Origin of the sequence: Chitinophaga sp. Ak27 (assembly GCF_012726295.1) — a bacterium.
Classification (GTDB): Bacteria; Bacteroidota; Bacteroidia; order Chitinophagales; family Chitinophagaceae; genus Chitinophaga.
In genome coordinates, this window is the sequence record NZ_JABAOB010000003.1 from 343,580 (window position 1) to 367,633 (window position 24,054).

22 protein-coding genes are annotated in these 24,054 nt (G+C 45.4%); 19 read left to right on the forward strand and 3 right to left on the reverse strand.

Annotated elements, in window-relative coordinates; all coding sequences use genetic code 11:
- The first annotated feature begins 80 nt into the window (after positions 1-80).
- The 5 genes from HGH90_RS12880 (at position 81) to HGH90_RS12900 (ending at position 6,532) form a co-directional block, all read left to right on the forward strand.
- A complete protein-coding gene (locus HGH90_RS12880; RefSeq protein ID WP_168761834.1) occupies positions 81-821 on the forward strand; it encodes a response regulator transcription factor in 741 nt (246 codons plus the stop codon).
- A gap of 144 nt (positions 822-965) precedes the next feature.
- A complete protein-coding gene (locus HGH90_RS12885) occupies positions 966-3,212 on the forward strand; it encodes a RelA/SpoT family protein (protein ID WP_168761835.1) in 2,247 nt (748 codons plus the stop codon).
- Positions 3,213-3,402: 190 nt separating this feature from the next.
- Positions 3,403-4,674 (forward strand): adenylosuccinate synthase, encoded by a 1,272-nt coding sequence (locus tag HGH90_RS12890; protein ID WP_168761836.1) that lies wholly within the window; start codon positions 3,403-3,405, stop codon positions 4,672-4,674.
- 93 nt (positions 4,675-4,767) lie between these two features.
- Positions 4,768-5,214: a hypothetical protein gene (locus HGH90_RS12895; RefSeq protein ID WP_168761837.1), complete on the forward strand. Its 447-nt coding sequence runs from the start codon at positions 4,768-4,770 to the stop codon at positions 5,212-5,214.
- A gap of 112 nt (positions 5,215-5,326) precedes the next feature.
- Positions 5,327-6,532, forward strand: coding sequence for an anthranilate synthase component I family protein (locus HGH90_RS12900; protein ID WP_248277003.1), 1,206 nt, complete (start codon positions 5,327-5,329; stop codon positions 6,530-6,532).
- Here HGH90_RS12900 and HGH90_RS12905 read toward each other — a convergent pair.
- Entirely contained in the window at positions 6,522-7,436 is a 915-nt protein-coding gene (locus tag HGH90_RS12905) for a TIGR01777 family oxidoreductase (protein WP_168761839.1), read from the reverse strand. The two genes, HGH90_RS12900 and HGH90_RS12905, sit on opposite strands and share 11 nt — an antisense overlap.
- Positions 7,437-7,627: 191 nt before the next feature.
- On the opposite strand from HGH90_RS12905, the gene HGH90_RS12910 reads away from it, so the two are divergent.
- The 5 genes from HGH90_RS12910 to HGH90_RS12930 all read left to right on the forward strand — a co-directional run bounded on the left by HGH90_RS12910 (position 7,628) and on the right by HGH90_RS12930 (position 13,665).
- The gene (locus HGH90_RS12910) at positions 7,628-9,148 is read left to right on the forward strand and encodes a hypothetical protein (protein WP_168761840.1); all 1,521 of its coding nucleotides are present in this window, start codon (positions 7,628-7,630) and stop codon (positions 9,146-9,148) included.
- 15 nt (positions 9,149-9,163) lie between these two features.
- Entirely contained in the window at positions 9,164-10,141 is a 978-nt protein-coding gene (locus HGH90_RS12915; protein WP_168761841.1) for a hypothetical protein, read from the forward strand.
- A 190-nt stretch (positions 10,142-10,331) separates the two neighbouring features.
- Positions 10,332-11,024: a phosphoribosylformylglycinamidine synthase subunit PurQ gene (gene purQ / locus HGH90_RS12920; RefSeq protein ID WP_168761842.1), complete on the forward strand. Its 693-nt coding sequence runs from the start codon at positions 10,332-10,334 to the stop codon at positions 11,022-11,024.
- 35 nt (positions 11,025-11,059) lie between these two features.
- Positions 11,060-11,515 carry a protein-disulfide reductase DsbD domain-containing protein gene (locus HGH90_RS12925; protein ID WP_169191270.1) on the forward strand — a complete coding sequence of 152 codons (456 nt, stop codon included), beginning with the start codon at positions 11,060-11,062 and terminating at the stop codon, positions 11,513-11,515.
- A gap of 104 nt (positions 11,516-11,619) precedes the next feature.
- Positions 11,620-13,665, forward strand: coding sequence for a protein-disulfide reductase DsbD family protein (locus tag HGH90_RS12930; protein ID WP_169191271.1), 2,046 nt, complete (start codon positions 11,620-11,622; stop codon positions 13,663-13,665).
- 79 nt (positions 13,666-13,744) lie between these two features.
- Here HGH90_RS12930 and hisS read toward each other — a convergent pair whose 3' ends face one another.
- Together hisS and HGH90_RS12940 are read right to left on the reverse strand one after the other, a co-directional pair.
- A complete protein-coding gene (hisS, locus tag HGH90_RS12935) occupies positions 13,745-15,094 on the reverse strand; it encodes a histidine--tRNA ligase (RefSeq protein WP_169191272.1) in 1,350 nt (449 codons plus the stop codon).
- Between the two features lie 20 nt (positions 15,095-15,114).
- Entirely contained in the window at positions 15,115-15,552 is a 438-nt protein-coding gene (locus HGH90_RS12940; protein ID WP_168761846.1) for a low molecular weight protein-tyrosine-phosphatase, read from the reverse strand.
- Positions 15,553-16,139: 587 nt separating this feature from the next.
- Here HGH90_RS12940 and HGH90_RS12945 point away from each other — a divergent pair.
- From HGH90_RS12945 to nuoF, 9 genes are all read left to right on the forward strand, one after another.
- A complete protein-coding gene (locus HGH90_RS12945; protein WP_168761847.1) occupies positions 16,140-17,033 on the forward strand; it encodes a substrate-binding domain-containing protein in 894 nt (297 codons plus the stop codon).
- Between the two features lie 36 nt (positions 17,034-17,069).
- Entirely contained in the window at positions 17,070-18,833 is a 1,764-nt protein-coding gene (locus tag HGH90_RS12950) for a tetratricopeptide repeat protein (RefSeq protein ID WP_169191273.1), read from the forward strand.
- A gap of 163 nt (positions 18,834-18,996) precedes the next feature.
- Positions 18,997-19,392 carry an NADH-quinone oxidoreductase subunit A gene (locus HGH90_RS12955; RefSeq protein WP_145664501.1) on the forward strand — a complete coding sequence of 132 codons (396 nt, stop codon included), beginning with the start codon at positions 18,997-18,999 and terminating at the stop codon, positions 19,390-19,392.
- Positions 19,393-19,416: 24 nt separating this feature from the next.
- Positions 19,417-19,980 (forward strand): NADH-quinone oxidoreductase subunit B, encoded by a 564-nt coding sequence (locus HGH90_RS12960; RefSeq protein WP_168761849.1) that lies wholly within the window; start codon positions 19,417-19,419, stop codon positions 19,978-19,980.
- A gap of 44 nt (positions 19,981-20,024) precedes the next feature.
- Positions 20,025-20,540 carry an NADH-quinone oxidoreductase subunit C gene (locus tag HGH90_RS12965; protein ID WP_168761850.1) on the forward strand — a complete coding sequence of 172 codons (516 nt, stop codon included), beginning with the start codon at positions 20,025-20,027 and terminating at the stop codon, positions 20,538-20,540.
- 12 nt (positions 20,541-20,552) lie between these two features.
- Complete coding sequence (locus tag HGH90_RS12970) at positions 20,553-21,773, forward strand: NADH-quinone oxidoreductase subunit D (protein ID WP_169191274.1); 1,221 nt, start codon at positions 20,553-20,555, stop codon at positions 21,771-21,773.
- A gap of 57 nt (positions 21,774-21,830) precedes the next feature.
- On the forward strand, positions 21,831-22,334 hold the full coding sequence (gene nuoE / locus HGH90_RS12975; RefSeq protein WP_168761851.1) for a complex I 24 kDa subunit family protein: 504 nt from the start codon (positions 21,831-21,833) through the stop codon (positions 22,332-22,334).
- A 23-nt stretch (positions 22,335-22,357) separates the two neighbouring features.
- Positions 22,358-22,546 carry a hypothetical protein gene (locus HGH90_RS12980; RefSeq protein WP_169191275.1) on the forward strand — a complete coding sequence of 63 codons (189 nt, stop codon included), beginning with the start codon at positions 22,358-22,360 and terminating at the stop codon, positions 22,544-22,546.
- 65 nt (positions 22,547-22,611) lie between these two features.
- Positions 22,612-23,973 carry an NADH-quinone oxidoreductase subunit NuoF gene (gene nuoF, locus HGH90_RS12985; protein WP_145664520.1) on the forward strand — a complete coding sequence of 454 codons (1,362 nt, stop codon included), beginning with the start codon at positions 22,612-22,614 and terminating at the stop codon, positions 23,971-23,973.
- Positions 23,974-24,054: the final 81 nt, after the last annotated feature.

A 24,054-nucleotide genomic window follows, 5' to 3' on the forward strand; every position in this document is an offset into this window, starting at 1 on the left:
AAACAAAAAAGAGAGGATTGCTTACCCGCAGTCCTCTCTTTTTTGTTTTATAACCAATAACATCCACAAATGGTAGCTATATGAACAGAAACCCAAGAGTGCTGCTTGTTGAAGATGATAAGGCCTTCGGTAGTATTGTAAAACAACATCTTGAGCAGGCCGGCTACAACGTAGAACATTGTTACGATGGTATTGACGCCTGGAATCAATATGTCAGAAACCGATATGATATTTGCCTGATAGACATTGTCATTCCGAAAATGAATGGGTTTGAACTGGCCAGGCATATCCGGAAAAGCACCCTGTTAACGCCTATTTTTTTCCTTTCCTCCGAAAGGACCGGGGACGAAGACCGGATCAACGGATTCCAGCTGGGAGGCGATGGCTACCTGATCAAGCCATTTAGTTTCGAGGAATTACTGAGAAGGATAAGGGTCATCCTGAAATGGACCCGGCCCAACAGAACTGAGCTATTGATAGGGCATAACCTGGGTACCTATACGTATCACTACCGAAAGCTGAAGATATATGAGACAGAAAGCAAGCTGGTAAAGAGCAAGTTATCTCCGATTGAGGCTAAAATGCTACGTTACTTCCTGAGCCGTCCCAATATTATCGTGCAAAAAGACGAAGTGCTTTTACGGGTTTGGGGAAAAGAGGATTTTTATGCCAGCCGGAGTATGGACGTGTTTATTGGCCGGATCCGGAAGCAGCTAAAGCTGGAACCCCGGGTAGAGCTGGAAACGGTGTATAATGTAGGGTTGAGGTTGAATGTCCCAGAAGCATTACTGCCTGTTAAAATATGTGTACCATTCACCTAGCGCACAAATAACAACCATAAATGAAGCGAATTCCCGTTCCTTTCCCGGTGACCGTACCAGGGAAAGGATGGGAATTTTTTGCCGGCCCCTGCTTTTTCCATCCTGCTTTTCTTTCAGATTATATTAAATCGTAACTTTATTCTAATGGAAACAGTGGCAGTTCAAAAATATAATTTAGACGAAGAGCAGGAAAAGAAAGAAATCGTTCGGCATTACCGTGCTTTATTGAGGGCATTAAAACCCCGGTTAAAAAAAGGCGACAGGGAGCTGGTACGTACTGCTTTTGAAATGGCAGCCGATGCACATAAGGAAATGCGCCGTAAGTCCGGGGAACCGTATATCCTGCATCCGCTGGCTGTGGCGCAGATATGCGTGGAAGAAATAGGGCTGGGAGTACGTTCCGCCATCTGTGCATTATTGCATGATACAGTGGAAGATACAGAAGTGACGCTCGAAGATGTATCCCGCGAATTTGGTAATGAAATCGCACATATCGTAGATGGGTTGACGAAAATATCTACCGTCATAGATTCCAGCACCAGTACCGCGCAGGCTGAGAATTTCAAGAAGATATTGCTTACCCTGGCCGATGATCCCCGGGTAATATTGATTAAGCTGGCCGACCGGCTGCATAACATGCGTACGCTCGACAGCATGAGCCGCGAAAAACAGCTGAAAATAGCTTCCGAAACGGTATTTATATATGCCCCCCTGGCACATCGCCTCGGGCTTTATAATATTAAATCTGAGATGGAAGACCTGGCGATGAAATACACCGAGCAGCAAACCTACCGGGAAATCGCCAAACGCCTCAAGGAAACAAAACGGGAGCGTACCCGTTATATTAATGAGTTTATTAAACCTATTAAAGAGGTACTGCAGGAAGAAGGCTTTGAATTCGAGATCTATGGCCGGCCCAAGTCAATCCATTCTATCCATAATAAAATCAAAACCAAGGGTGTAGCCTTTGAGGAAGTATATGATCTTTTCGCCATCCGTATTATCCTGGATTCCCCGCTGGAAAAGGAAAAAGCGGACTGCTGGAAAGTATATTCCATTATTACCGACTTTTACCACCCCAGCCCGGAAAGAACCAGAGACTGGCTCAGTAACCCCAAATCCAATGGGTACGAGGCGTTGCACGTAACGGTAATGGGGCCCAGCGGTAAATGGGTAGAAGTACAGATCCGCTCCAAACGCATGAACGACTACGCCGAAAAGGGCGTGGCTGCACACTGGCGTTATAAAGAAGGCAGCGGCGCTTCCGCGCAGCAGGAATCCAAATTTGACCAGTGGTTTACCCAGATCCGGGAAATACTGAACAATCCCGATTCCAATACACTCGACTTCCTGGCCGATTTTAAGAGCAACCTGTTCACTGAAGAAATTTACGTATACACGCCTAAGGGCGATCTGAAAATATTGCCGGTTAATTCTACCGCATTGGATTTTGCTTACTCTATCCATAGTGCGGTGGGAAATAAGTGTATCGGCGCCAAAGTAAATTACAAGCTGGTACCCCTGAGCCATAAGCTGCGCAGCGGGGACCAGGTAGAGATTATTACCTCCAATAAACAAAAGCCTTCGGAAGACTGGCTCAACTTTGTGCTTACCGCCAAAGCCAAGTCAAAAATCAAGGATGCCCTGAAGGAGGAAAAGCGGAAAGTCGCCATGGATGGGAAAGCAGCGTTGGAGCGCAAGTTATCCCACATGAATATCTCCATCAATCAGCATAATATCAGTGAGTTGGTGCAGTTTTATAAACAACCATCTCCACTCGATTTATACTACCAGATAGCGGTTAAGAATATCGACCTGAAAGAGCTCAAGCAGTTTGCTGTACTGGGCGACAAGCTGGAACCCCCAAAACCGGTAAAGGCGCCGGAACATGTACCGGAAGAGCAGGTGAAGCATCAGCTGCCTTCCAAGAAGGATGCAGAGCTGATTATTTTCGGTGAAAGTTCAGATAAGATTGCCTATAAGCTGGCCAATTGCTGCCGGCCTATCCCCGGCGACGACGTATTTGGCTTTATTACTGCCAGTGAAGGCCTCAAAATTCACCGTACCAATTGCCCCAATGCGGCCCAACTCCTGGCTAATTACGGCCACCGGGTCGTAAAAACCAAGTGGGTGAAGAACCGGGAAATCTCTTTCCTCACCGGCTTGCGTATTATCGGTATGGACGATGTGGGAGTTATCCACAAGATCACCAACATCATTTCCGGAGAATTGAAGATCAATATCTCCGCCCTCAGTATTGAGTCAAAAGAAGGCCTTTTTGAAGGGTTGATCAAAGTTTATGTACATGATAAGGAGGAGCTGGATGAGCTGGTAGATCGGCTTAAAAAGCTGGATGGCATACAATCTATCCAACGGTTGGAGGAATCGTAATATAGCCATTGTCATTTTAAGGGAAACTGTCGGTAAAGGTGACGTATATTTACGTGATGTGCTGGCTATGGGGTTTATTGATCGCGGATAAGGGAAGGCTAAAAGCTTTCAAAATTTGTATTTCTTAATATTCGCCTTAATTTTGCGACTTCTTTTAAAGCAACAACCTCCGATAATTAATTAAATCATTATGGTAGACGTTTTGTTAGGCCTGCAATGGGGCGACGAAGGCAAGGGTAAAATTGTGGACTATTTTGCCGGCAGGTACGACGTGATTGCCCGTTTTCAGGGTGGCCCGAATGCTGGTCACACGTTATATGTAAACGGACAGAAAGTAGTATTACGCACCATTCCATCCGGTGTATTCCATGATAAGACCGTGAATCTTATCGGTAACGGGGTGGTACTGGATCCCGTAGCTTTCAAAAAGGAAAGCGAAGATATCGCGGCACTGGGCGTGGATCTGACAAAAAATCTCTTTATAGCAGAAAAAACCCATATCATCGTTCCTACGCATCGTGCGCTGGATAAAGCATCTGAAATTGCAAAAGGCAACGATAAAATCGGTTCTACCTTGAAAGGGATCGGCCCTGCCTATATGGATAAAACCGGCAGAAACGGTTTACGTGTAGGAGATGTGTTGTCGCCTAATTTTAAAAGCCTGTATGAGAGCCTGAAGCAGAAACACTTGCAGCTCTTGTCTCATTACGATATTACAGATCTTACCGAAGATATTGCCGCCTGGGAAGCTGAATTCTTTGAAGCGATTCCTTTCCTGAAAAAAATGAACGTGGTAAGCGGCGAATATTTCCTGAATGAACAACTGAAAGCCGGTAAAAAAGTTTTGGCTGAAGGAGCTCAGGGAAGCATGCTGGACGTAGATTTCGGTACCTATCCGTTTGTTACTTCTTCCAATACCATTTCTGCCGGCGTTTGTACCGGTTTGGGTATTGCCCCGCGCTGGATCAAAGAAGTAATTGGTGTTACCAAAGCTTACTGCACCCGCGTAGGTAGCGGACCTTTCCCTACTGAGCTGGACAATGAAGTGGGTGAACATCTGCGTAGTGCCGGTCATGAATTTGGCGCCGTTACCGGCCGTTCCCGCCGCTGTGGCTGGATTGACCTGGTTGCACTGAACTACACCTGCATGCTGAGTGGGGTAACGCAACTGGTAATGACCAAAAGCGATGTACTGGACGAATTTGATGAAGTATTGGCTTGTACAGCTTACGAGATCGACGGTCAGCAAACAAAACAATTACCTTTCCAGTTAAACGGTCTGGACATTAAACCGGTGTGGGAAACCTTTAAAGGATGGAGTGATAAGACGTCTACTTGTCAGCAATTCAACGAGTTACCAACCGAGATGAAAGCGTTTGTTTCATCCGTGGAGAATTACCTGGGCGTTCCCGTGAAATACGTTTCCAACGGACCTGGGCGCGATCAGATCCTTGAAAAGTAGAAGGAAAAAAGTAAGAAAAAAAAACGGCAAAAAAAATTTGGCGAATAAGAAAAACTATTAAAACTTTACGGCAAAGAAATAAGGCAACCTATTATGAAATCAAAATCTGATAAAGAGAAAGAGACCAAAAAAACTACTTCTCCTAAGACTGAAAAAGACGCTCCTAAAGCTGCGGCCAAGCCTAAGAAAGAGGTGGATGAAGATGAAGAGGAGGAAGATGATGAAGATGTGAAACCTTCAAAATCTGCCGCTAAGAAATCAGATAAGTCCGCATCAAAATCCAAACGTAAAGATGACGATGAGGAGGATGATGATGACGATGAGATGGACGACATGGACGATGCTTGGGAAAAAGGAGAAGATGATGATTATGATCCCGATTTTGAAGAATTTGACATGCCTAAGTCAAAGGGTAAACGCGGTCGTCCTGCCGGCGGCGGTAAGAAAACCGATGACGACGATGACCTGGGCATCGATGATGAATTCAAGGATATGGATCTGTTTAACGATCGTTTTGACGATGATGATGATGATTTTTAAGCTTTAAAACACGATTGTTATCAGGATATTCCACACCTTCCCGGTTGATAATCAGAAAATATTTAAGCAACAAATGTTGAATTGGGGAAACCAGTTCAACATTTGTTGTTTTTTGGACAATAATAATTACGATTCTCCCTGGCACCAATATGACGCCGTTCTGGCTGCAGACACCCTGCAAGTCCTTGAAGTAAACGCAGGTAATGCGTTTCCTGCTTTACAGGCTTTCCACGACCGGCACGCCGATTGGCTTTTCGGTCACCTGGCATATGATCTTAAAAATGAAACAGCCCCTGGTCTAAAATCCGCCAATATTGATGGTATTGGCTTCCCAGATATGTTTTTTTTTCAGCCACGTATTATCATTCAATTACAACAGCAAGAGGTACACATTGGCGGCATTCATCTCCATGAAACGGAGGCCCGCGCCATATATGACGCCTGTTTACGTATGCCCGTCCAGGTAGCACCTGTTACTACAGGGCCGGTGCCTGCCCTGCAAAGCCGCCTGGATCACCACAACTATATCACCGCCGTAGCGGATATCCGCCGGCATATTTTACAGGGAGATTGTTATGAAATCAATTTCTGCCGGGAAAATTATATGACCGGTGTCGGCGTAAATCCCACGGCGTTATTCACAAAGTTGAATAACCTTTCACCCGCACCCTTTGCTGCCTATTATCGCCTGCACGATCGCTACCTGGCCTGCTCCAGCCCGGAACGCTTCCTGAAGAAAAATGGGAACACGGTTATTTCACAGCCTATCAAAGGAACCAGCCGCAAAGACGCAGATCCGGCTACTGACCAATGGCTGCAGCAACAATTACAGCAAAATCCAAAAGAGAGAGCCGAAAATGTAATGGTGGTAGACCTGGTGCGCAATGATTTGTCGCACACCGCCATACCGGGTTCGGTACAGGTAACAGAGTTATTTGGGATTTATTCTTTTGCCCATGTACACCACATGATTTCTACTATATCGGCTCAATTGCCGCCACAGCTGCCGTTTACGGAAGTACTTCGCACTACGTTTCCTATGGGTTCTATGACTGGTGCGCCTAAGATCAGGGTGATGCAGTTGATTGAACAGTACGAGCAAACCCGCCGTGGGCTTTACTCAGGAGCCATAGGTTACATTACGCCGGAAGGCGATTTCGATTTCAATGTAGTGATCCGGAGTATACTTTATAACGCAACGAATCAATACTTGTCTTTCCAAACCGGTTCTGCTATTACCTTTTACTGTGATCCGGAAAAAGAATGGGAGGAATGCCTGCTGAAAGCAGCTGCCATGGAGAAAACCATTATTGGCTAAACAGCTGCTCCATCGCTTCATCGATGGTCGGGTACGAAAACTGGAACCCCGTCTGTTGTATTTTAGCCGGAGATGCTTTCATACTCTTTAAAACTTCCACGCTCATTTCACCCAACACCAGCTTCAATACTGCGCTTGGTACATAAGTGGTCATAAAGCTGCGGCCTTTGGCTATCCGGGCCATGCTGAGAATCAGCTCCCGGTTGCTAACCGGCTGCGGGCTTACCGCATTATAAATACCTTCCAGTTTATCATTGACGATAGCGTTGAAATATAGTCTTACCAGGTCATGGATATGTATCCAGGAAATAAACTGGTCGCCAGAGCCCAATACGGTAGCAAATCCAAAGCGCAGCGGCTTGTAAAATTCTTTAAGGGCGCCGCCCTCTCTGCTCAATACAATCCCGGTACGTAAAATAACCAGCTTCTTTCCCAGCGTGGTAACCTTGGAAATGCTTTGTTCCCAGTCCTGTGTAGTGCTGCCCAGGTAATCGGTGGCCGGCGGATCGGTTTCTGTGAAAACATGACCTGTAAACTCGCCATAGTAGCCGGTAGCCGAGGCGCTGATTACTTTCTTTACTTTATTGGGAATAGTTTGTAGTGCGGTATAGATGAGTGCACTGCTTTGCGTGCGACTATCAATAATTTCCTGTTTACGTGCCGCTGTCCAGCGTTTGCCGCCTACATTGGCGCCGGCCAGGTGTACAATATAATCAGCCTGCTGGATGGCATCTTCATCTATCGTTTGTGCTTCCAGGTTCCAATGGGCATATGTTACCGCCTTATTGCCGCCGTTTTCCGGGCGCCTGCTCAATATAATTACCTTGTAGCCGCGCTCCAGCAACAGTTGGGTCAATGCCGTTCCTATAAGTCCTGTTCCACCGGTTATAATGACGCTTTCCATCAAGTATAGCTGCTTTTTGAAAATAATTTAATAAAAGTACACAATAAATCGGGCCTTTTGGAATTTATGTAAAAGCAGGACCTGGCAGGTGTAAATTGACTGCTTAATTTCTGATTTTTAATGTAAGTTTGAAATTGAAGCATTGAAACGTGCCATCTGTATTAACACATATCTGAAACTTATATTACCGCATGCATACGCTATACCGCATACAGTTAGTATTGCTGCTGATTTTTGCCGGCTCAGCAGCAATGGCACAGAAAATCACCTATTCAGAACCGGAAAAGGATGATTACAAAAGCACGGAATTCGAAATCATTGGCAGGGTAGCAGGCAATATCCTCGTGTATAAAACAGACCGCGGCGATTACGTGGTATCGGTATATGATAATACGATGCAGCTCAAGAACCGGGTAAAGCTCGACTTTCTGCCACGGAAGGTAATCAGTATGGACTTTGTGGCTTATCCCGATAAAGTGCTGATGATATACCAGTTTCAGCGGAAGGATGCCGTTTTCAGCCTCTGTGCTACGATGTCGCCGGATGCTACTTTCGCAGATGCTCCTATCCTGATCGATTCTACCCGCATCGGTATATATTCCAAAGAAAACAAGGTATATTCTGTGGACGTATCGGAAGACAAGAACCGTATTATGGTATATAAGATCAACCAGGACAACGAAAACAACAATGTGTTTTATACATTCCTGTACGATAGCGCCATGAACCTCGTCAATAACAGCCGCTTGTCGCTGCCCATGCAGAAAAGACAGTTCCTGAGCAATTTTAACCTGACTAATAGCGGAGATTTTATCTTCAATAAGTTGGAGCGCACTTCCAACCGGGATTATGTGTTAAATGGCAACCTGATTATCAAACGTCCGCTGGTCGATAGTTTTGAAGTAACTCCCATGGAGTTCAAATCCCAGTTGCTGGATGAGGTGAAAATGAAGCTCGACAACAACAAGCAAACCGCACTGGTAACGGCTTTTTACTATAAACAAAAGCGGGGGAATGTAGAAGGCATCTATCTCTATAAATATGATTATGGCAATCATAAAACCGTGTATGAGAAATCAACGGCTTTTGCAGATGAGCTGAAAGCAAATGCCCGCGGTGAATCCAGTACCAACGCTGCCTTCAATGATTATTTTATACGGAAAATAATTAATACCGCTAATGGCGGATTCTTATTAACAGCAGAATCCTTCTCCACGTCTTCCCGCTATCAGCCATGGAACCGCTGGAACTATATGTACGGAAGTCCATACGGTGGTATGTATGCTCCTTACTACTATTCACCTTACTCTTCGATGTATTATAACCCTTATTACTGGAACAATTCCCAGGGATTGCGCTATCACTACGATAATGTAGCGGTGTTGTCTTTCGATGACGAGGGCAATATGCAATGGAATAACTTTGTACACAAGAGCCAATTTGACGATAACGCCGACCTGTACCTGTCTTACCTGATGGTAAATGTGGGCAGTGAACTGCGTTTCCTGTATAATGAGCTGGACAGAAGGAGCTATATGCTTACAGATGTGAGCCTGGCGCCTGGGGGAAAAGTAAACCGCATGCCTACCCTGCGTAACCTGGATAAAGGTTTTACCTGGATGCCCAGGTATGGTAAACAGATCAGTGCTCGTACTGTAGTAGTACCATGTGTTTACAGGAATTATATTTGCTTTGCTAAAATTGACTTTTAATCACACCTTTGCACTGTGATAAGATTTTTCCGTTCAGGCAATCCGTTAACGGTATTGCTCCTGCTGATATATACACTGGTCGTTAAGTTTTACTATCTGATTCATCCATCCTCCTTTGTGGCAGATGGATCGGAAGGATTATTGTACCACCTGCTGGTGAAATGGATGCAAGCCGCTATGGGCAACAGTCCACTGATCTTCACGTCCCTGGCGATCCTGTTATTGTTCCTGCAATCGCTGTTATTTACCCGCATAGTCAACCATCACCGGTTGTTTGCCCGGCCTACTTACCTGCCGGCAATGTGCTTCCTGCTTTTTACCTCTATGCTGTATAGCTGGAACGTATTTTCTCCGGCGTTGCTGGTCAACCTCATTATGTTATGGGTGTTTTCCAGTATAACGGAGCTGTATACACGGACTTCGGCCCGGGATGTGGTATTTAACATCGGGTTTGCGTTGGGGGTATGTGGATTGTTTTATTTCCCCTCAGTAATCTTCTGTGTGCTGTTACTGGCGAGCATGCTCATTATGCGGGCTTTCCGCCTGGCAGAGTGGATTATTGCCCTGCTGGGGCTCATATGTCCGATTTATTTGATGGGTACTTATCTCTTTTTGACCGGACAGATGACCTTACTCTGGAAAATACCGAATATCGGGTTATCGCTGCCCATGATTAAGGATTATAAGGTATGGGGAGCCATGGTGGCCTGTTTACTGTTTTTTGTGATAGGTTGGTTGTTATTACAGCGCCCGCTTAAGAAAATGTTGATTCAGGGCCGCAAGATATGGGCAGCATTGATCATATATGTACTGGTAGCCATGCTGGTACCGTTTTTTAACGTGCATTTTTCTGCCGGGTACTGGGTGTTAGCCGTTTTGCCAGTTTCCATGTTCGCCGGTAACGTCTTTTGGTCTGTCACAAACGATACTTTTGCGAACATTATCCACTTTATCACACTGGCGTACGTCATCGTTATGCAGTATTTCAGCTAGTTTCTCCATTTTAAAAGGCTGATTACCAGTAATTTGTTAAATCAGGACAAACGGCAATGGAAAATTGCGAACGGCGAAGTAATTTTGTCCTTTCCCATTAGATTTGTCATTCGTGAAAAATGAGGATAAAAACAGGGATAAAAACAGTTTTTAAAAACATTATTTACACATAAACACAAAACATTTTCAGATGAAATTTGGCGTTGTCACCTTTCCCGGTTCTAATTGTGATCATGATATGATTGATTCCCTGCGTAACGACCTGGGACAGGAAGTAATAGAACTATGGCATAAGGACAGAGACCTGAGCGCATTTACAACCAATGACTGTATCGTATTGCCGGGTGGTTTTTCTTATGGCGATTACCTGCGTTGCGGCGCTATCGCGAGATTTAGCCCAATGATGCAGAGTGTGATTGAATTTGCCAACAAAGGTGGCCGCGTAATAGGTGTATGTAATGGTTTCCAGGTATTATGTGAAGCCGGCCTGTTGCCAGGGGTGTTATTGCTGAATGAACAACAGCAGTTTGTTTGCAAGAATGTTTTCCTGAAAAGCGAAAATACCACTACCGCACTCACTAAAGATGTAACCGGCAGGGCGCTTATGATCCCGGTAGCTCATGGAGAAGGCCGCTATTATGCAGACGATGCTACTATTGAAGAGCTGTTTAAGAACAACCAGGTACTGTTCCGTTACTGCGATGAGTTTGGCAACATTATTGAATCAGCTAATCCAAACGGCGCCATCCGTAATATCGCAGGTATCTGTAACAAAGAAAGAAATGTCTTTGGTATGATGCCTCACCCGGAAAGAGCTACCAGCCTCGCCCTGGGTAATACAGACGGGCAGCTGATTTTACAGAGTCTGATCAATAACAATTAATAGATTAAATCAACCAACCAATTAAAAAGAAAAGCATGAAAAAATTACTCACAGCACTGGCTTTGTTCGCCTTGCCTATCCTGGCAAGTGCACAAATCGAAAATCCGGTAAAATGGAGCTTCTCTGCCAAGAAAGTAAATGCCAACACCTACGAAGTACACGCCATCGCTACAATCGAAGCTGGCTGGCACCTGTACGCGCAGGAAGCAGGAGAAGGCCCGGTACCTACCTCTTTCAAGTTTACTAAAAATCCGTTGGCAACACTGGATGGTAAAGTAACTGAAACAGGTAAACTGCATAAAGCATTCGACAAAAACTTCAACTCTGAACTGAAATACTACGAAAACACAGTAGACTTCGTACAGAAAGTAACCATAAAAGGTAAAGCAGCTACTAAAGTGAAAGGTTCTGTAGAATTCATGGTGTGCGATGACCACCAGTGTCTGCCTCCAAAAGAACTGGAATTTGCGGTGAATGTAGGAGGAAAGTAAATTGTATCCGGTAACTGATAATAATACTCGTAAAACGAGTTCCTCTTCCAGGGAACTCGTTTCTTGTTTTCTCAGATCTATATTATTTAAAGCCTATTGACTTTATGAAGCAACTGCTTTCATTTTTAATACCTGTCTTCGCTCTCTTTGCTTTGCATGCAAATGGCCAGGACAACAGCCCGAAACCTGTTAAATGGCAGGTTTCTGCAGAAAAGAAAAGCGACCAGGAATATGTTTTGCACCTGAAAGGTACAGTAGATAAAGGCTGGTTGATTTTTTCCACCACCATGGGAAATGATGATCCCAATACCAGGGTAGCACTGGACACCAGCGTGAATGCCACTATTGCCGGCATTACAGAAAATGGTAAACTGGAAAACCGTAAAGAGCCGTTATTCGATAATCTCGACATCAAATATTTCGAGAATGAAGTAGAGTTACTGGCAGATGTAAAGCTGAATGGCGCTGCATCCAAACTGAGTGGTACCATTACCTACATGGCCCTGAAAGGGGAAGAGGCTGTTCCGGTAGAAGAAACCTTCAGCGTACCGGTGGAGCAATCAACCAGCGCTGGTACAGCGCCCACCGCTACTGCTTCCGGCAGCAAGACTACTGCTTCCGGAGATGTGGCCGATGATGATGCCTCCAATAAATCGCTCTGGTGGATATTTATCGCCAGCTTTGGTGGTGGTTTCATCGCATTGATTACGCCTTGCGTATTTTCTATGATTCCTATTACGGTGAGCTTCTTCACTAAGCGTAGCGGCACCCGGGCCCAGGGTATCAAGAATGCCTTTACTTATTCTTTGTCTATCATCGTTATTTATACATTGCTGGGCTTTCTCATCACCAAGATATTCGGTGCCAGTGCGCTGAATTCACTGGCCAGCAACGGTATCGCCAACATGATCTTCTTCGTGATCTTCCTGTTGTTTGCCTTCTCGTTCCTGGGTGCCTTTGAAATCAGTCTGCCCAGCTCCTGGGCCAATGTGTCTGATTCCAAGGCGGGTATGGGTAGCATGCTGGGTATCTTCTTTATGGCGCTTACCCTGGCCATCGTATCTTTCTCCTGTACAGGTCCGATTTTAGGAAACCTGCTGGTGCTGGCGGCTAAAGGAGGTAACTCTGGTCCCCTGGTAGGGATGTTTGGGTTTTCCCTGGCCCTGGCTATCCCGTTCTCCTTATTCGCGCTGTTCCCCAGCCTGCTGAATAAGATCGGGAAATCCGGTGGCTGGTTAAATGCCGTGAAAGTAACCCTGGGTTTCATTGAATTGGCGCTGGCGTTGAAGTTCTTCTCCAATGTAGACATGGCATATCACTGGAACCTGCTGGACCGTGAAATATTCCTCGCTCTGTGGATCGCCATCTTCGGATTGCTTACACTGTACCTGATTGGCAAGCTGAAGTTCAGCCACGACAGCGATGTTCCGTTCCTGTCCGTTACAAGGCTTTGCTTCGCCATCGTTACCTTTACCTTCGTGGTATATATGATCCCCGGTATGTGGGGAGCGCCACTGAGAGGTATCAGCGGATTCCTGCCTCACGAAGGCTCCCAGGACTTTAACCTGAACAAATCGCTGGTGGATATCCAGGCAGCCCTGGAAAGCGGCGCTGGCGCCGGTAGCGGCAATGGCGGCAGCCAGGCCAACACCGTGAAACCAAAGAAGCTGGTAGGTATTTTACATTCTGAAATTCCGGGTGTGGAAAACGTATTCTTTGACTATGAAGAAGCGCTGGCAGCCGCAAAAGCGGCCAATAAGCCCCTGATGCTCGACTTCACTGGTCATACCTGTGTAAACTGCCGTAAATTCGAAAAATCGGTATTGTCATCGCCTGCAGTAATGAAAATCCTGCGCAACGACTTTATCGTGGCTTCTTTATACACAGATGAAAAAACATCGCTGGAGGATGCGGAAAAATATGTGTCCAAAACTACGGGTGAAAAAGTGAATAACATAGGACAGAAGAACCAGGACCTGGAAGTATCTAACTTCAACCGTAACTCCCAGCCTTACTACATCCCGGTTGACCTGGAAGGTAAGGCACTGGTGAATAAAGGGTATGGTTATGATCCTAAGGAAGATGTGGATGCATTTGTGAAATACCTGGAAGGTGCAAAAGCAGAATTTGCTAAACGTCATGCTAAGTAATTAGCAACATCTTGTAAAGGAAACAGGCGGTATCACTGAAGATACCGCCTGTTTTATTTTTGCTGAAGCCAGTTGTATGTTAGAATGTAAACTGGAGCAGGGCAGCTGCCTCAATTTTTTCCTGTTGACGGTTCACCAGGTTTTTGATGCTGAGTGTGTTTTCCTGTAGTTCTGATTCACCGAGGATGATCACATATGGAATACCGCGTTTATCTGCATACTTCATCTGTTTATCCATTTTAGCATTTTCATGGAACAGTTCTGCGGCTACGCCATTTTTGCGCAGCTGCATCATATAACCAAATGCTTTACGGGCGCTGTCTTCCCCCAGGTTTAGGAACAATACCTTGGTAGATTGTTGTGCTGTTTGGGGAAAGAGCTGCAGTTCTTCCAGTACGTCATAAATACGGTCTACGCCAAAGGAGATACCAACGCCGGAGATGCCTGGAAGGCCAAAGAGGCCAGTGAGATCATCGTATCGGCCGCCGCCGCCGATGCTGCCCATTTTAACCGTAGCGGGTGCTTTTACTTCTACAATTAAACCGGTGTAGTAGTTGAGGCCACGGGCCAGGGTTACATCTATGATTGGCGTAGTGTTAAAATCACCATAGCCGGAGTTGATCACAAACGATAGTTCTTCGATGCCTTTTAGCGCTGTAGCGGAAGATTGCAACAGTTCTTTCAGCTGCGACAATTTTTCCGTGCTGCTGCCGTCAATGGCGAGGAAGCGTTCAATGGTGTTGATGTCGTCGGGTGCAAGTCCGCGCTCCTCCAGTTCTTTCCGGACACCGGCTGCGCCTATCTTATCCAGTTTATCGATGGAGATGGTAATATCAGTCAGTAGTTCAGGTTTGCCGATTACTTCTGCGAGGCCGGCTAATATTTTGCGGTTATTGATACGCAGCTCATATCCTTTCAATCCCAGTTTAGTAAACACGGTATCGTAGATCAGCAGGAGTTCTACTTCATTTAGCAGGGAATTGCTACCCACCACGTCTGCATCGCACTGGTAAAATTCGCGATAGCGGCCTTTCTGGGGCTTGTCGGCCCGCCATACCGGCTGCATTTGATAGCGTTTAAAGGGTAACGCTAGTTCATGTTGATTCATCACCACATAGCGGGCAAATGGGATCGTAAGGTCATAGCGCAGGGCTTTTTCCGTGATGGCAGCTACCAGTTCTTTGTTATCTTTTGCTTCGTGAGCGCCGGCATAGATGTCTCCGTTGTTCAATACTTTGAACATCAGTTTATCCCCTTCTTCTCCATATTTACCGGTGAGGGTGGATAAGTTTTCCATGGCGGGAGTTTCCAGTGGCTGGAAGCCGAATAGTTCAAAGGTCTCGCGGATGGTCTGGAAGATATAATTACGTTTTCTTACTACCACCGGGCCAAAATCACGGGTACCTTTAGGAATGCCTGGCTTTATCATCTCAAAAAAATATTAAAAGTTTATTGTTGCTGGGCTGTGATGGCATCACAAGCCTCATAGATCATTTTATATACGGGAGCAAACATTTTGTCGTCGTAATAAGGGTCCGGGACTTCCTGTTGTTCCGGTAGCAAGAAATGCACTTTGGCTTTATCGGCCTCGTTGCGGGCTTTTCTTATCACATCGGCATAGTTGTTCCGGTCCATTACATAAATGCGGTCGAAGGTATCGAAATCGGCTGCCTGGAACTGCCGGCCTTTGAGGCTGGAGATGTCCACGCCGTTTTTCCTGGCTTCTTTTACAGACCGGTGGTCGGGGGAATGACCTATATGCCAGCTGCCGGTGCCGGCAGAATCAATTTCCCAGTTGAGCCCCCTTTCGGTCGCCAGATGTCGCATTACGCCTTCTGCCAGGGGAGAACGACAAATATTTCCCAGGCATACCATCAAAATCTTCATATCGTATCAAAGATGAATATCAGGCCGCAAACCTACAAGATATTATGGAAATGTGTACCCATTTGCATCTTTATCATAGAAACGGGCTCAAAAAGAAGGATTTCAGGTTCAATAAAGCAGAAACTTCCGCAAATTGTAATTAGCGGGAAATGATGAAATTTTAAATCAAAAATTTGCGCGATGTTGAAAAAATGCCTCAAATTGCGGCCAGATAGGCGATTGGGTGCAGTTTTGTTGCAGTTTTTTAACATTCTTCTAAAATTCTCTTTACCGGATTAAAAAATTATTTTTTGTATAATTGTAACTCGCAACATGGAAACACACGAAGAACAGACAAGCAGACGATTGGAAAACAGGTATCGGCCAATGGGTGAGCTGATCAGGGGGCTATTTTTTATCCTTTTTGGTTTGTTTGCCATATTCGGAGAACGAATGGGGTTGGCTCATTTCCGTATTTCACAAACAACGATGAACATAGCTGGTGCGATATTGCTAATCTATGGCCTCTTTAGGGTTTATAATGGAATCAGGAAACTTTTTTTTAACAGGAACTAAAGAGGGCAGATATGTTTTTCAGTTTTAAAAGAATGAATGCTGTATATTTATCAGCACTAGTATTGGTATTGGCTGCTTGTGGGCCAAATCCAAATGCGAAAAAACTTGATACAGCCACGGAAGGTACTATTCGCATCAGCGTAGATGAAACGTATAAACCGCTCATGGATTCAGAAATAAAAGTTTTTGAATCGCTGTATCCCAAAGCACATATCGAAGCTTCTTATAAACCGGAAGCAGATTGTTTTAAAGATCTTTTAAATGATAGCGCCCGCCTGGTGATCGTAACCCGCGATTTCAACAAACAGGAGCTGGAATATTTCAAGCAAATAAAAATTACGCCTAACAGCCTTTTACTTGCCTGGGATGCATTGGCACTGGTGGTGAATAAAGACAATCCTGATTCCGTATTTACGATGGATCAGGTGCGTAGCATCATGGATGGTAGTGCTAAAGATAGAAAATGGCAACTGGTGTTTGATAATGCCAACTCAAGCACCGTGCGATACATCATGGATTCCATCAATAAGGGAAAGCCTTTGCCAACAAACACAATGGCTGCCAAAACCAATCCTGAGGTGGTGGATTACGTGTCTAAAAACAAAGACGCAATTGGTGTGATAGGTGTCAGCTGGATCTCTGATCCCGCCGATTCATTGTCGATGGCCTTTACGAAGCAGGTGAGTGTAGTGAGGTTAAGGGCAGACAATGGTTCGGATTTTGTTAAGCCATACCAGGCTTATATTGGTATTGGTACCTATCCATTAAAGCGTGGCTTCTTCTTTTGCCTGAAAGAGCCTTATCATGGCCTGGGCAGCGGATTTGCAACCTTTCTCGGCAGTTATGAAGGACAACTGGTCATCAAACAGTTCCGTTTATTCCCCGCCAGATTGAATGTAGTTTTCCGGGAAGCGAACCTGAAGTAGAAAAAAAACACAACTAAAACTAAAAAACCAGATTGCATGAACAAACGGAAAAGTTTAATCGTAGCATTGCTTTGCGCTGCATCCAGCGGTGTGATGGCCCAATCTGTGGAAGACGGAGTGAAAGACCTGTATTATGGTAAATATCTGTCTGCCAAGCAGAATTTAGAGAAGGTGATAGCAGCAAAGCCTACGGAGGACAAAGCTTATTATTACCTCGGTATAGCACAGCTCGGACTGGAAGATGTTGCAGGTGCTGCAGCTACTTTCCAGAAAGGTTTACAGGCAGTGCCTACTTCAGCCTTATTACAGGCAGGTATGGGCCGTATTGATCTGATCAATGGTAATGCCGCTGCTGCAAAACAGAAATTTGAAGCAGCCAGTGCTGCTACCCAGGGTCGCGACGGGGATGTAGCCCGCGCCATCGCTGATGCCAACACAGAAATTAAAGGTGGCGATCGCCCTTATGCCCTTAGTGTGATGGAAAAACTCCTGAACAATGAAGGCCGTAAAAAGAAAGAACAATACACACCGATTGCAGCTGATTATATCGAATTAGGAGATGCCTACCGTTACCTGGGTGGTGAAAATGGTGGTAAAGCCATCACTACTTATGAAAAAGCGCTGGAAGTAGATCCTAACAATGCAGAAGCTGTAATGAAAGAAGGTTTGGTAAACTACAACGCCAGACTGAAATCTGAAGCAGTAGCTGATTATACCAAAGCTACCAACATGGACCCCAACTACGGTCCGGCTTATTACGAACTGTTTAACTTCTATATTACGCCGAAGAAGGATCAGTTATCCTGGGATGAAGCAGCCAAATACCTGGAAAAATATATGGGCGTTGCTGACCCGGCAGATAAAACCAAGAACCAGTACCTGGGCGCTTACATCGCTTTCTTTAAGAAAGACTATGATAACGCGATCTCCAAAGGTCAGGCTACCCTGCCAGGTGCTAATGAGCTCTATACCAATAAGCTGAACCTGTTGATCGGGGATGCTTACCTGCAGAAAGGCGACTCCCTGAATGCTAAGAAAACAATGGATGAGTATGTAGCTAAAGTAGGCGAGGCTAAACTGGACTCCAACGACTATAAGCTGCTGAGTACTATCTATATGCGTTTAAAATCTGCCGATACTGCTACGCAGAATCAGTATACAGATAAAGCGCTGGGCTACCTGGAAAAATATGCAGGATCTATCACTGCTAAAGATCCGGAAACCTTTATCCAGATTGCAGAACAGCTAAAAACTGCTAAAAAATACACCGCTGCTGCCGAATGGTATGAAAAAGCCAATGAAATCAGCACAGCTAATAAAGAACAGTTACAGGCGATCGACTACTTCAACGTAGGTATCAACTACTTCTACGGTGCAGTATCTGTGAATCCTTACGACACTGCCCTGCTGAATAAAGCAGATCTGGCGTTCCAGAAAGTAATAGAGGTAAAACCTGACCTGGGTACCGGTTACTACTGGAGAGGATATACCAACAACGCGAAAGATCCTCAGGCTCAGGCTGGTTTGGCTAAGCCTTACTATGACAAATACATAGAAATGTCTGAAAGCGATCCGGCTAAGAATAAATCTACGCTGATCAAAGCTTACAGCTATGAACTGTTATATTATTATTACAAGGAAGATAAAGCGAATGTGAAGGTATATGGTGATAAGCTTGGTGCATTGGATCCAAACAACACTACCTTGAAAGAAATCATCGAAAATATGGCTGCCCGCGAAAAAGCGGCGAACAAGCCAGCAGCTAAACCAGCTGCTAAGGCTGGCCAGAACAAGAAATAAGCATTGAAAAATGTCAAATAACTAAAAAACCTCCTGTACTTACAGGAGGTTTTTTAGTTTCCGGTTGGTGAAAAAAGATAATATTTTAACTACTAATAGATTTGATATTTGGTCAACTTACAGTATTTTTGCGCATTCGGACAATGTTTTTATCGGGAAGCTTATGTATACAGACACTGTATTTTTGTCAGCAACGACTACTCCTTTCAGCTATTTCCCTATAGTACTGCAATTAATTGCTGCTTTAGGTTTCGTAGGGATCACGATGTTAGCTACTCACTTTTTGGGTCCCAAGCGTAAAACCAGCGATAAGCTTATTAACTTTGAGAGTGGAATTGAGCAAAAGGGAAACGCCCGCCAGCCGGTAGCTATCAAATACTTCCTCACCGCTATTCTTTTCGTGTTATTTGACGTGGAAGTTATCTTTTTCTACCCTTATGCTGTGAATTTCAGAGAGCTGGGTTGGGAAGGCTTCATGGCTGTGTTGATGTTTGTGGGTTTCTTCTTATGTGGTTTTATTTATATCACAAAGAAGGGCGCCCTGAAGTGGGAAGACTAATCTTAAACCTCTAAATTAAATCCAATGGCTCGTCCGGTTCAATATAATAATAAAGTGAAGATGGTGGAAATCCCTGATGGATATTCCGGTGAAGGATTTTATGCCACCTCTTTTGATAAGGCAATAGGCCTGGCGCGTAAAAACTCCATCTGGCCTTTACCTTTCGCGACATCCTGCTGTGGTATTGAGTTCATGGCTACCATGGCGGCAACATATGATATGGCGCGGTTTGGAGCAGAACGTATGGCTTTTACGCCACGCCAGTGCGATTTGCTGATGGTTATGGGTACTATTTCCAAGAAAATGGGACCTATTGTACGCCAGGTATATCTGCAGATGGCGGAACCACGCTGGGTAATGGCTGTAGGCGCCTGCGCCAGCAGCGGTGGTATATTTGATACCTATTCCGTATTACAGGGTATAGACCAGGTAATTCCGGTAGATGTATATGTACCGGGATGCCCTCCAAGACCAGAAGGAATTATCGACGGCTTCATGAAAATACAGGACCTCGTAGGTCAGGAAAGTCTCCGCCGCCGTAACTCTGACAAATATAAGGAGCTGATGGAATCCTACGGTATCAAGTAAGGAGAGGGAATGGTTAATTGTAAATCGTAAATTTCAAATTGTTAATGTCTTTAACAAACGAACGCATACAGCAACGCCTGACGGAGAAGTTTGGAGATGTGCTTAGCGGCTTTGAAGAGCCGTACGGCCTGCTTACCCTCACCGCACAGAAAGATTATAACCTGAAAGTAATGCAATTCCTGTTTGATGATGAGGAATTGCGTTTTCGTTTTTTAACGGATATCACCGCTGTGCATTACCCGGAAAAAAAGAACGAAGAGCTGGCAGTAGTCTATCACCTGCACAACCTGCAGGACAATATCAGGCTCCGTCTGAAAGTATTTACGCCTGTGACCAAACCGGACGTTTTTACCGCTACCAGCTTATATGAATCGGCTAACTGGATGGAACGCGAAACCTACGATTTCTTTGGGATCAATTTTGTTGGCCATCCTAACCTGATCCGTGTACTGAATGTGGACGAAATGACCTATTTCCCCATGAGAAAGGAATATCCGCTGGAAGACGCTATGCGTATTGATAAGGATGATGAAATGTTTGGAAGGGGAGGAAATATTTAATACAACCAGGCTATGTTAGATCAGAAACAACATATAAAACTGCCGGAAGGCTCCATCGAGAAAGACACCACCACGCTGAACCTGGGTCCTACCCACCCGGCTACCCACGGCGTATTTCAGAACATCCTGGAAATCGATGGTGAACGTATTGTCAGCGCGGTACCTACCGTAGGGTATATCCACCGCGCATTTGAGAAGATTGCGGAGCGCCGTCCCTATTACCAGATTACACCACTTACCGACCGTCTTAACTACTGTTCCGCCCCTATCAACAACATGGGATGGTTACTCACTGTAGAAAAACTCTTGGGTATCGAAGTACCTAAACGGGTAGACTATCTGCGCGTGATTATCATGGAACTGGCGCGTATTGCAGATCACCTGATCTGTAGCTCTGTAATGGGCGTGGATACCGGCGCTTTAACCGGGTTCGTATACGTGATGACTTACCGGGAATTGATATACGAAATTTACGAAGAAATATGCGGTTCCCGTCTGACTACCAACATTGGTCGTATCGGCGGTTTTGAAAGAAATTTCACACCAACTGCATTTGCCAAAATAGAACGCTTCCTGGCAGAATATCCTGCTGTACTGAAAGAATTTGAAACCCTGCTTACCCGTAACCGTATCTTCATGGAACGTACCCAGGGTGTAGGCGCTATCAGTGCTGAAAGGGCGCTCAGCTATGGATTTACAGGTCCTAACCTGCGTGCTGCCGGCGTTGACTACGATGTACGGGTAGCTAATCCGTACAGCTCTTATCAAGACTTCGACTTTTCCGTACCGGTAGGTACTACCGGTGACAGCTACGACCGCTTCCTGGTGCGTAATGCGGAAATGTGGGAAAGCATCAGTATCATCCGCCAGGCCATGGAAAAATTGAAATCCCTGCCGGCAGAGGTATACCATGCAGATGTACCAGCTTACTACCTGCCTGATAAAAAGGATGTATATACGAAAATGGAAGCCCTTATTTATCACTTTAAGATAGTGATGGGGGAAACAGATATATTACCGGGTGAGGTATATAATGCCGTGGAAGGAGCAAATGGTGAACTTGGATTTTACCTGATCAGCGATGGTGGCCGTAGTCCTTACAGACTGCATTTCCGCCGTCCCTGCTTTATTTACTACCAGGCTTATCCCGAGTTGATTAAAGGTTCCATGCTGAGCGATGCCATCGTTTGTATGAGTAGCCTGAACCTGATTGCGGGGGAACTGGATGCCTAACAGGGAGCTGATAAACTCTGGTAAAGAATATTTTGAAGATTAAAGCTGATTAAAATAATGGCTGAGGTTCAATTTTCGGAAGAGAAACTGAATAAAGTAAAAGAAATCATTGCACGCTACCCGGCAGGGAAGCAGAAGAGTGCATTGATACCAGTGCTGCACCTGGCTCAGGAAGCATTTGGTGGATGGCTGAGTGCAGAAACAATGGACTACGTTGCTACGCTATTGCAACTGGAGCCGATTGAAGTGTATGAAGTAGCTACTTTCTATAGTATGTTTAACCTGAAACCAGTAGGTACCTACCTTTTCGAGGTATGTCAAACAGGTCCCTGCATGGTAAGTGGTTCTGATCAAATCATTGACTATATAAAAAATAAACTGGGTATTGGTGTGGGCGAAACTACCGCAGACGGGCTGTTTACCCTTAAAACGGTAGAATGCCTGGGCGCCTGTGGCTATGCACCGATGATGCAGCTGGGTAAGCATTACCGCGAGCATCTGACACCAGCCAAGGTAGATGAAATCATTGCAGAATGCAGATCTAAAGCAAACGCAAACTGATGCATCCAAAAAACAACTTGCCCATGCGTGTAAGAGACATGTATCAGCGGCATAAACTGCAAATCGTAGAAGCACTTTTACTGGTGGGATTACTCACCGCATTGTGGCGGATCGATAACTGGCTGGTTTCCTTTATCTGTGGCGTTAGCGCCGGCCTCCTGTTTTACAGACTGGCAGACCGCATTTCGCAACACGGCATACGTAAGGCATAAAAGATATATACAAAAATCATTGATGGGGTCGGATAGTCCGGTACCATTACACCATAAGGAAGAAAATGGGACGCAAATTACTGTTAGATAAAGCACATATAGAAGGCATCCGGTACTATGACACCTACCGGAGCAATGGCGGTTATGCTGCAGCGGAAAAAGCGCTGAAAACCATGGGCCCCGATGCGGTACTGGAAGAAGTGAAGAAGAGCGGCCTGAGAGGTCGCGGTGGTGCAGGTTTTCCTACCGGTTTAAAGTGGAGTTTCATCGCCAAACCGGAAGGCGTTCCCCGCTACCTGGTTTGTAATGCGGATGAATCGGAACCAGGTACGTTCAAAGACCGTTACCTCATGGAATTTATCCCCCACCTCCTCATTGAAGGGCTCATTATCTCCAGCTTTGCCCTCGGTGCTAACAGTGCTTACATCTACATCCGCGGTGAATATGCATGGATTCCAGACATCCTGGAACAAGCCATTGCAGAAGCAAAAAATAAAGGCTGGCTGGGTAAAAACATTCTCGGTACCGGTTTCGATCTCGAAATATATGTACAACGCGGCGCCGGCGCATATATTTGTGGCGAAGAAACAGCCCTGATAGAATCACTGGAAGGTAAACGAGGTAATCCACGTATTAAACCTCCATTCCCGGCGGTAAAAGGATTATGGCAGTGCCCTACCGTGGTAAATAACGTGGAAACACTGGCCGCAGTAGTGCCTATCATCAACATCGGCGGTGATGAGTATATCAAATATGGCACCGGCAAATCCACCGGTACTAAACTGATTTCTGCCTGTGGTAACATCAATAAGCCTGGTGTATACGAAATTGAAATGAATATCTCCGTAGAAGAGTTCATCTATTCTGATGAATACTGCGGTGGTATCAAAAATAATAAACGCCTGAAAGCCTGTATCCCCGGCGGCTCTTCTGTACCCGTGTTACCGGCTAACCTGCTGCTGAAAACAGCTAAGGGTGAAACCCGGATGATGACCTATGAAAGTCTTGCTGATGGCGGGTTTGCAACGGGTTCTATGCTCGGCTCCGGCGGGTTTATTGTGATGGATGAAGATCAGTGTATTGTACGCAATACCCTCACTTTTGCCCGTTTCTACCACCATGAAAGCTGCGGTCAGTGTAGCCCTTGCCGTGAAGGTACCGGATGGATGGAGAAAGTACTGAAGAATATTGAGTACGGTAAAGGCAAGATGAGTGATATCGACCTGCTCTGGGATATTCAACGTAAGATAGAAGGAAATACTATTTGCCCGCTCGGCGATGCTGCTGCATGGCCGGTGGCTGCCGCTATACGCCACTTCCGTGACGAATTTGAATGGCATGTGGCGCATCCGCAGGAAGCCTTGACCCGGAACTTCGGGCTGGCGCATTATGCGGACCCATTGCCTGCTCCGGTAGCAGCTGTGTAAGTAGGTGGATAAACAACACCATAGTAAACAAGTTATAAAATCATAACCTTTGCTTCTTTGCTGCTGAGCAGCTTGCAGGCA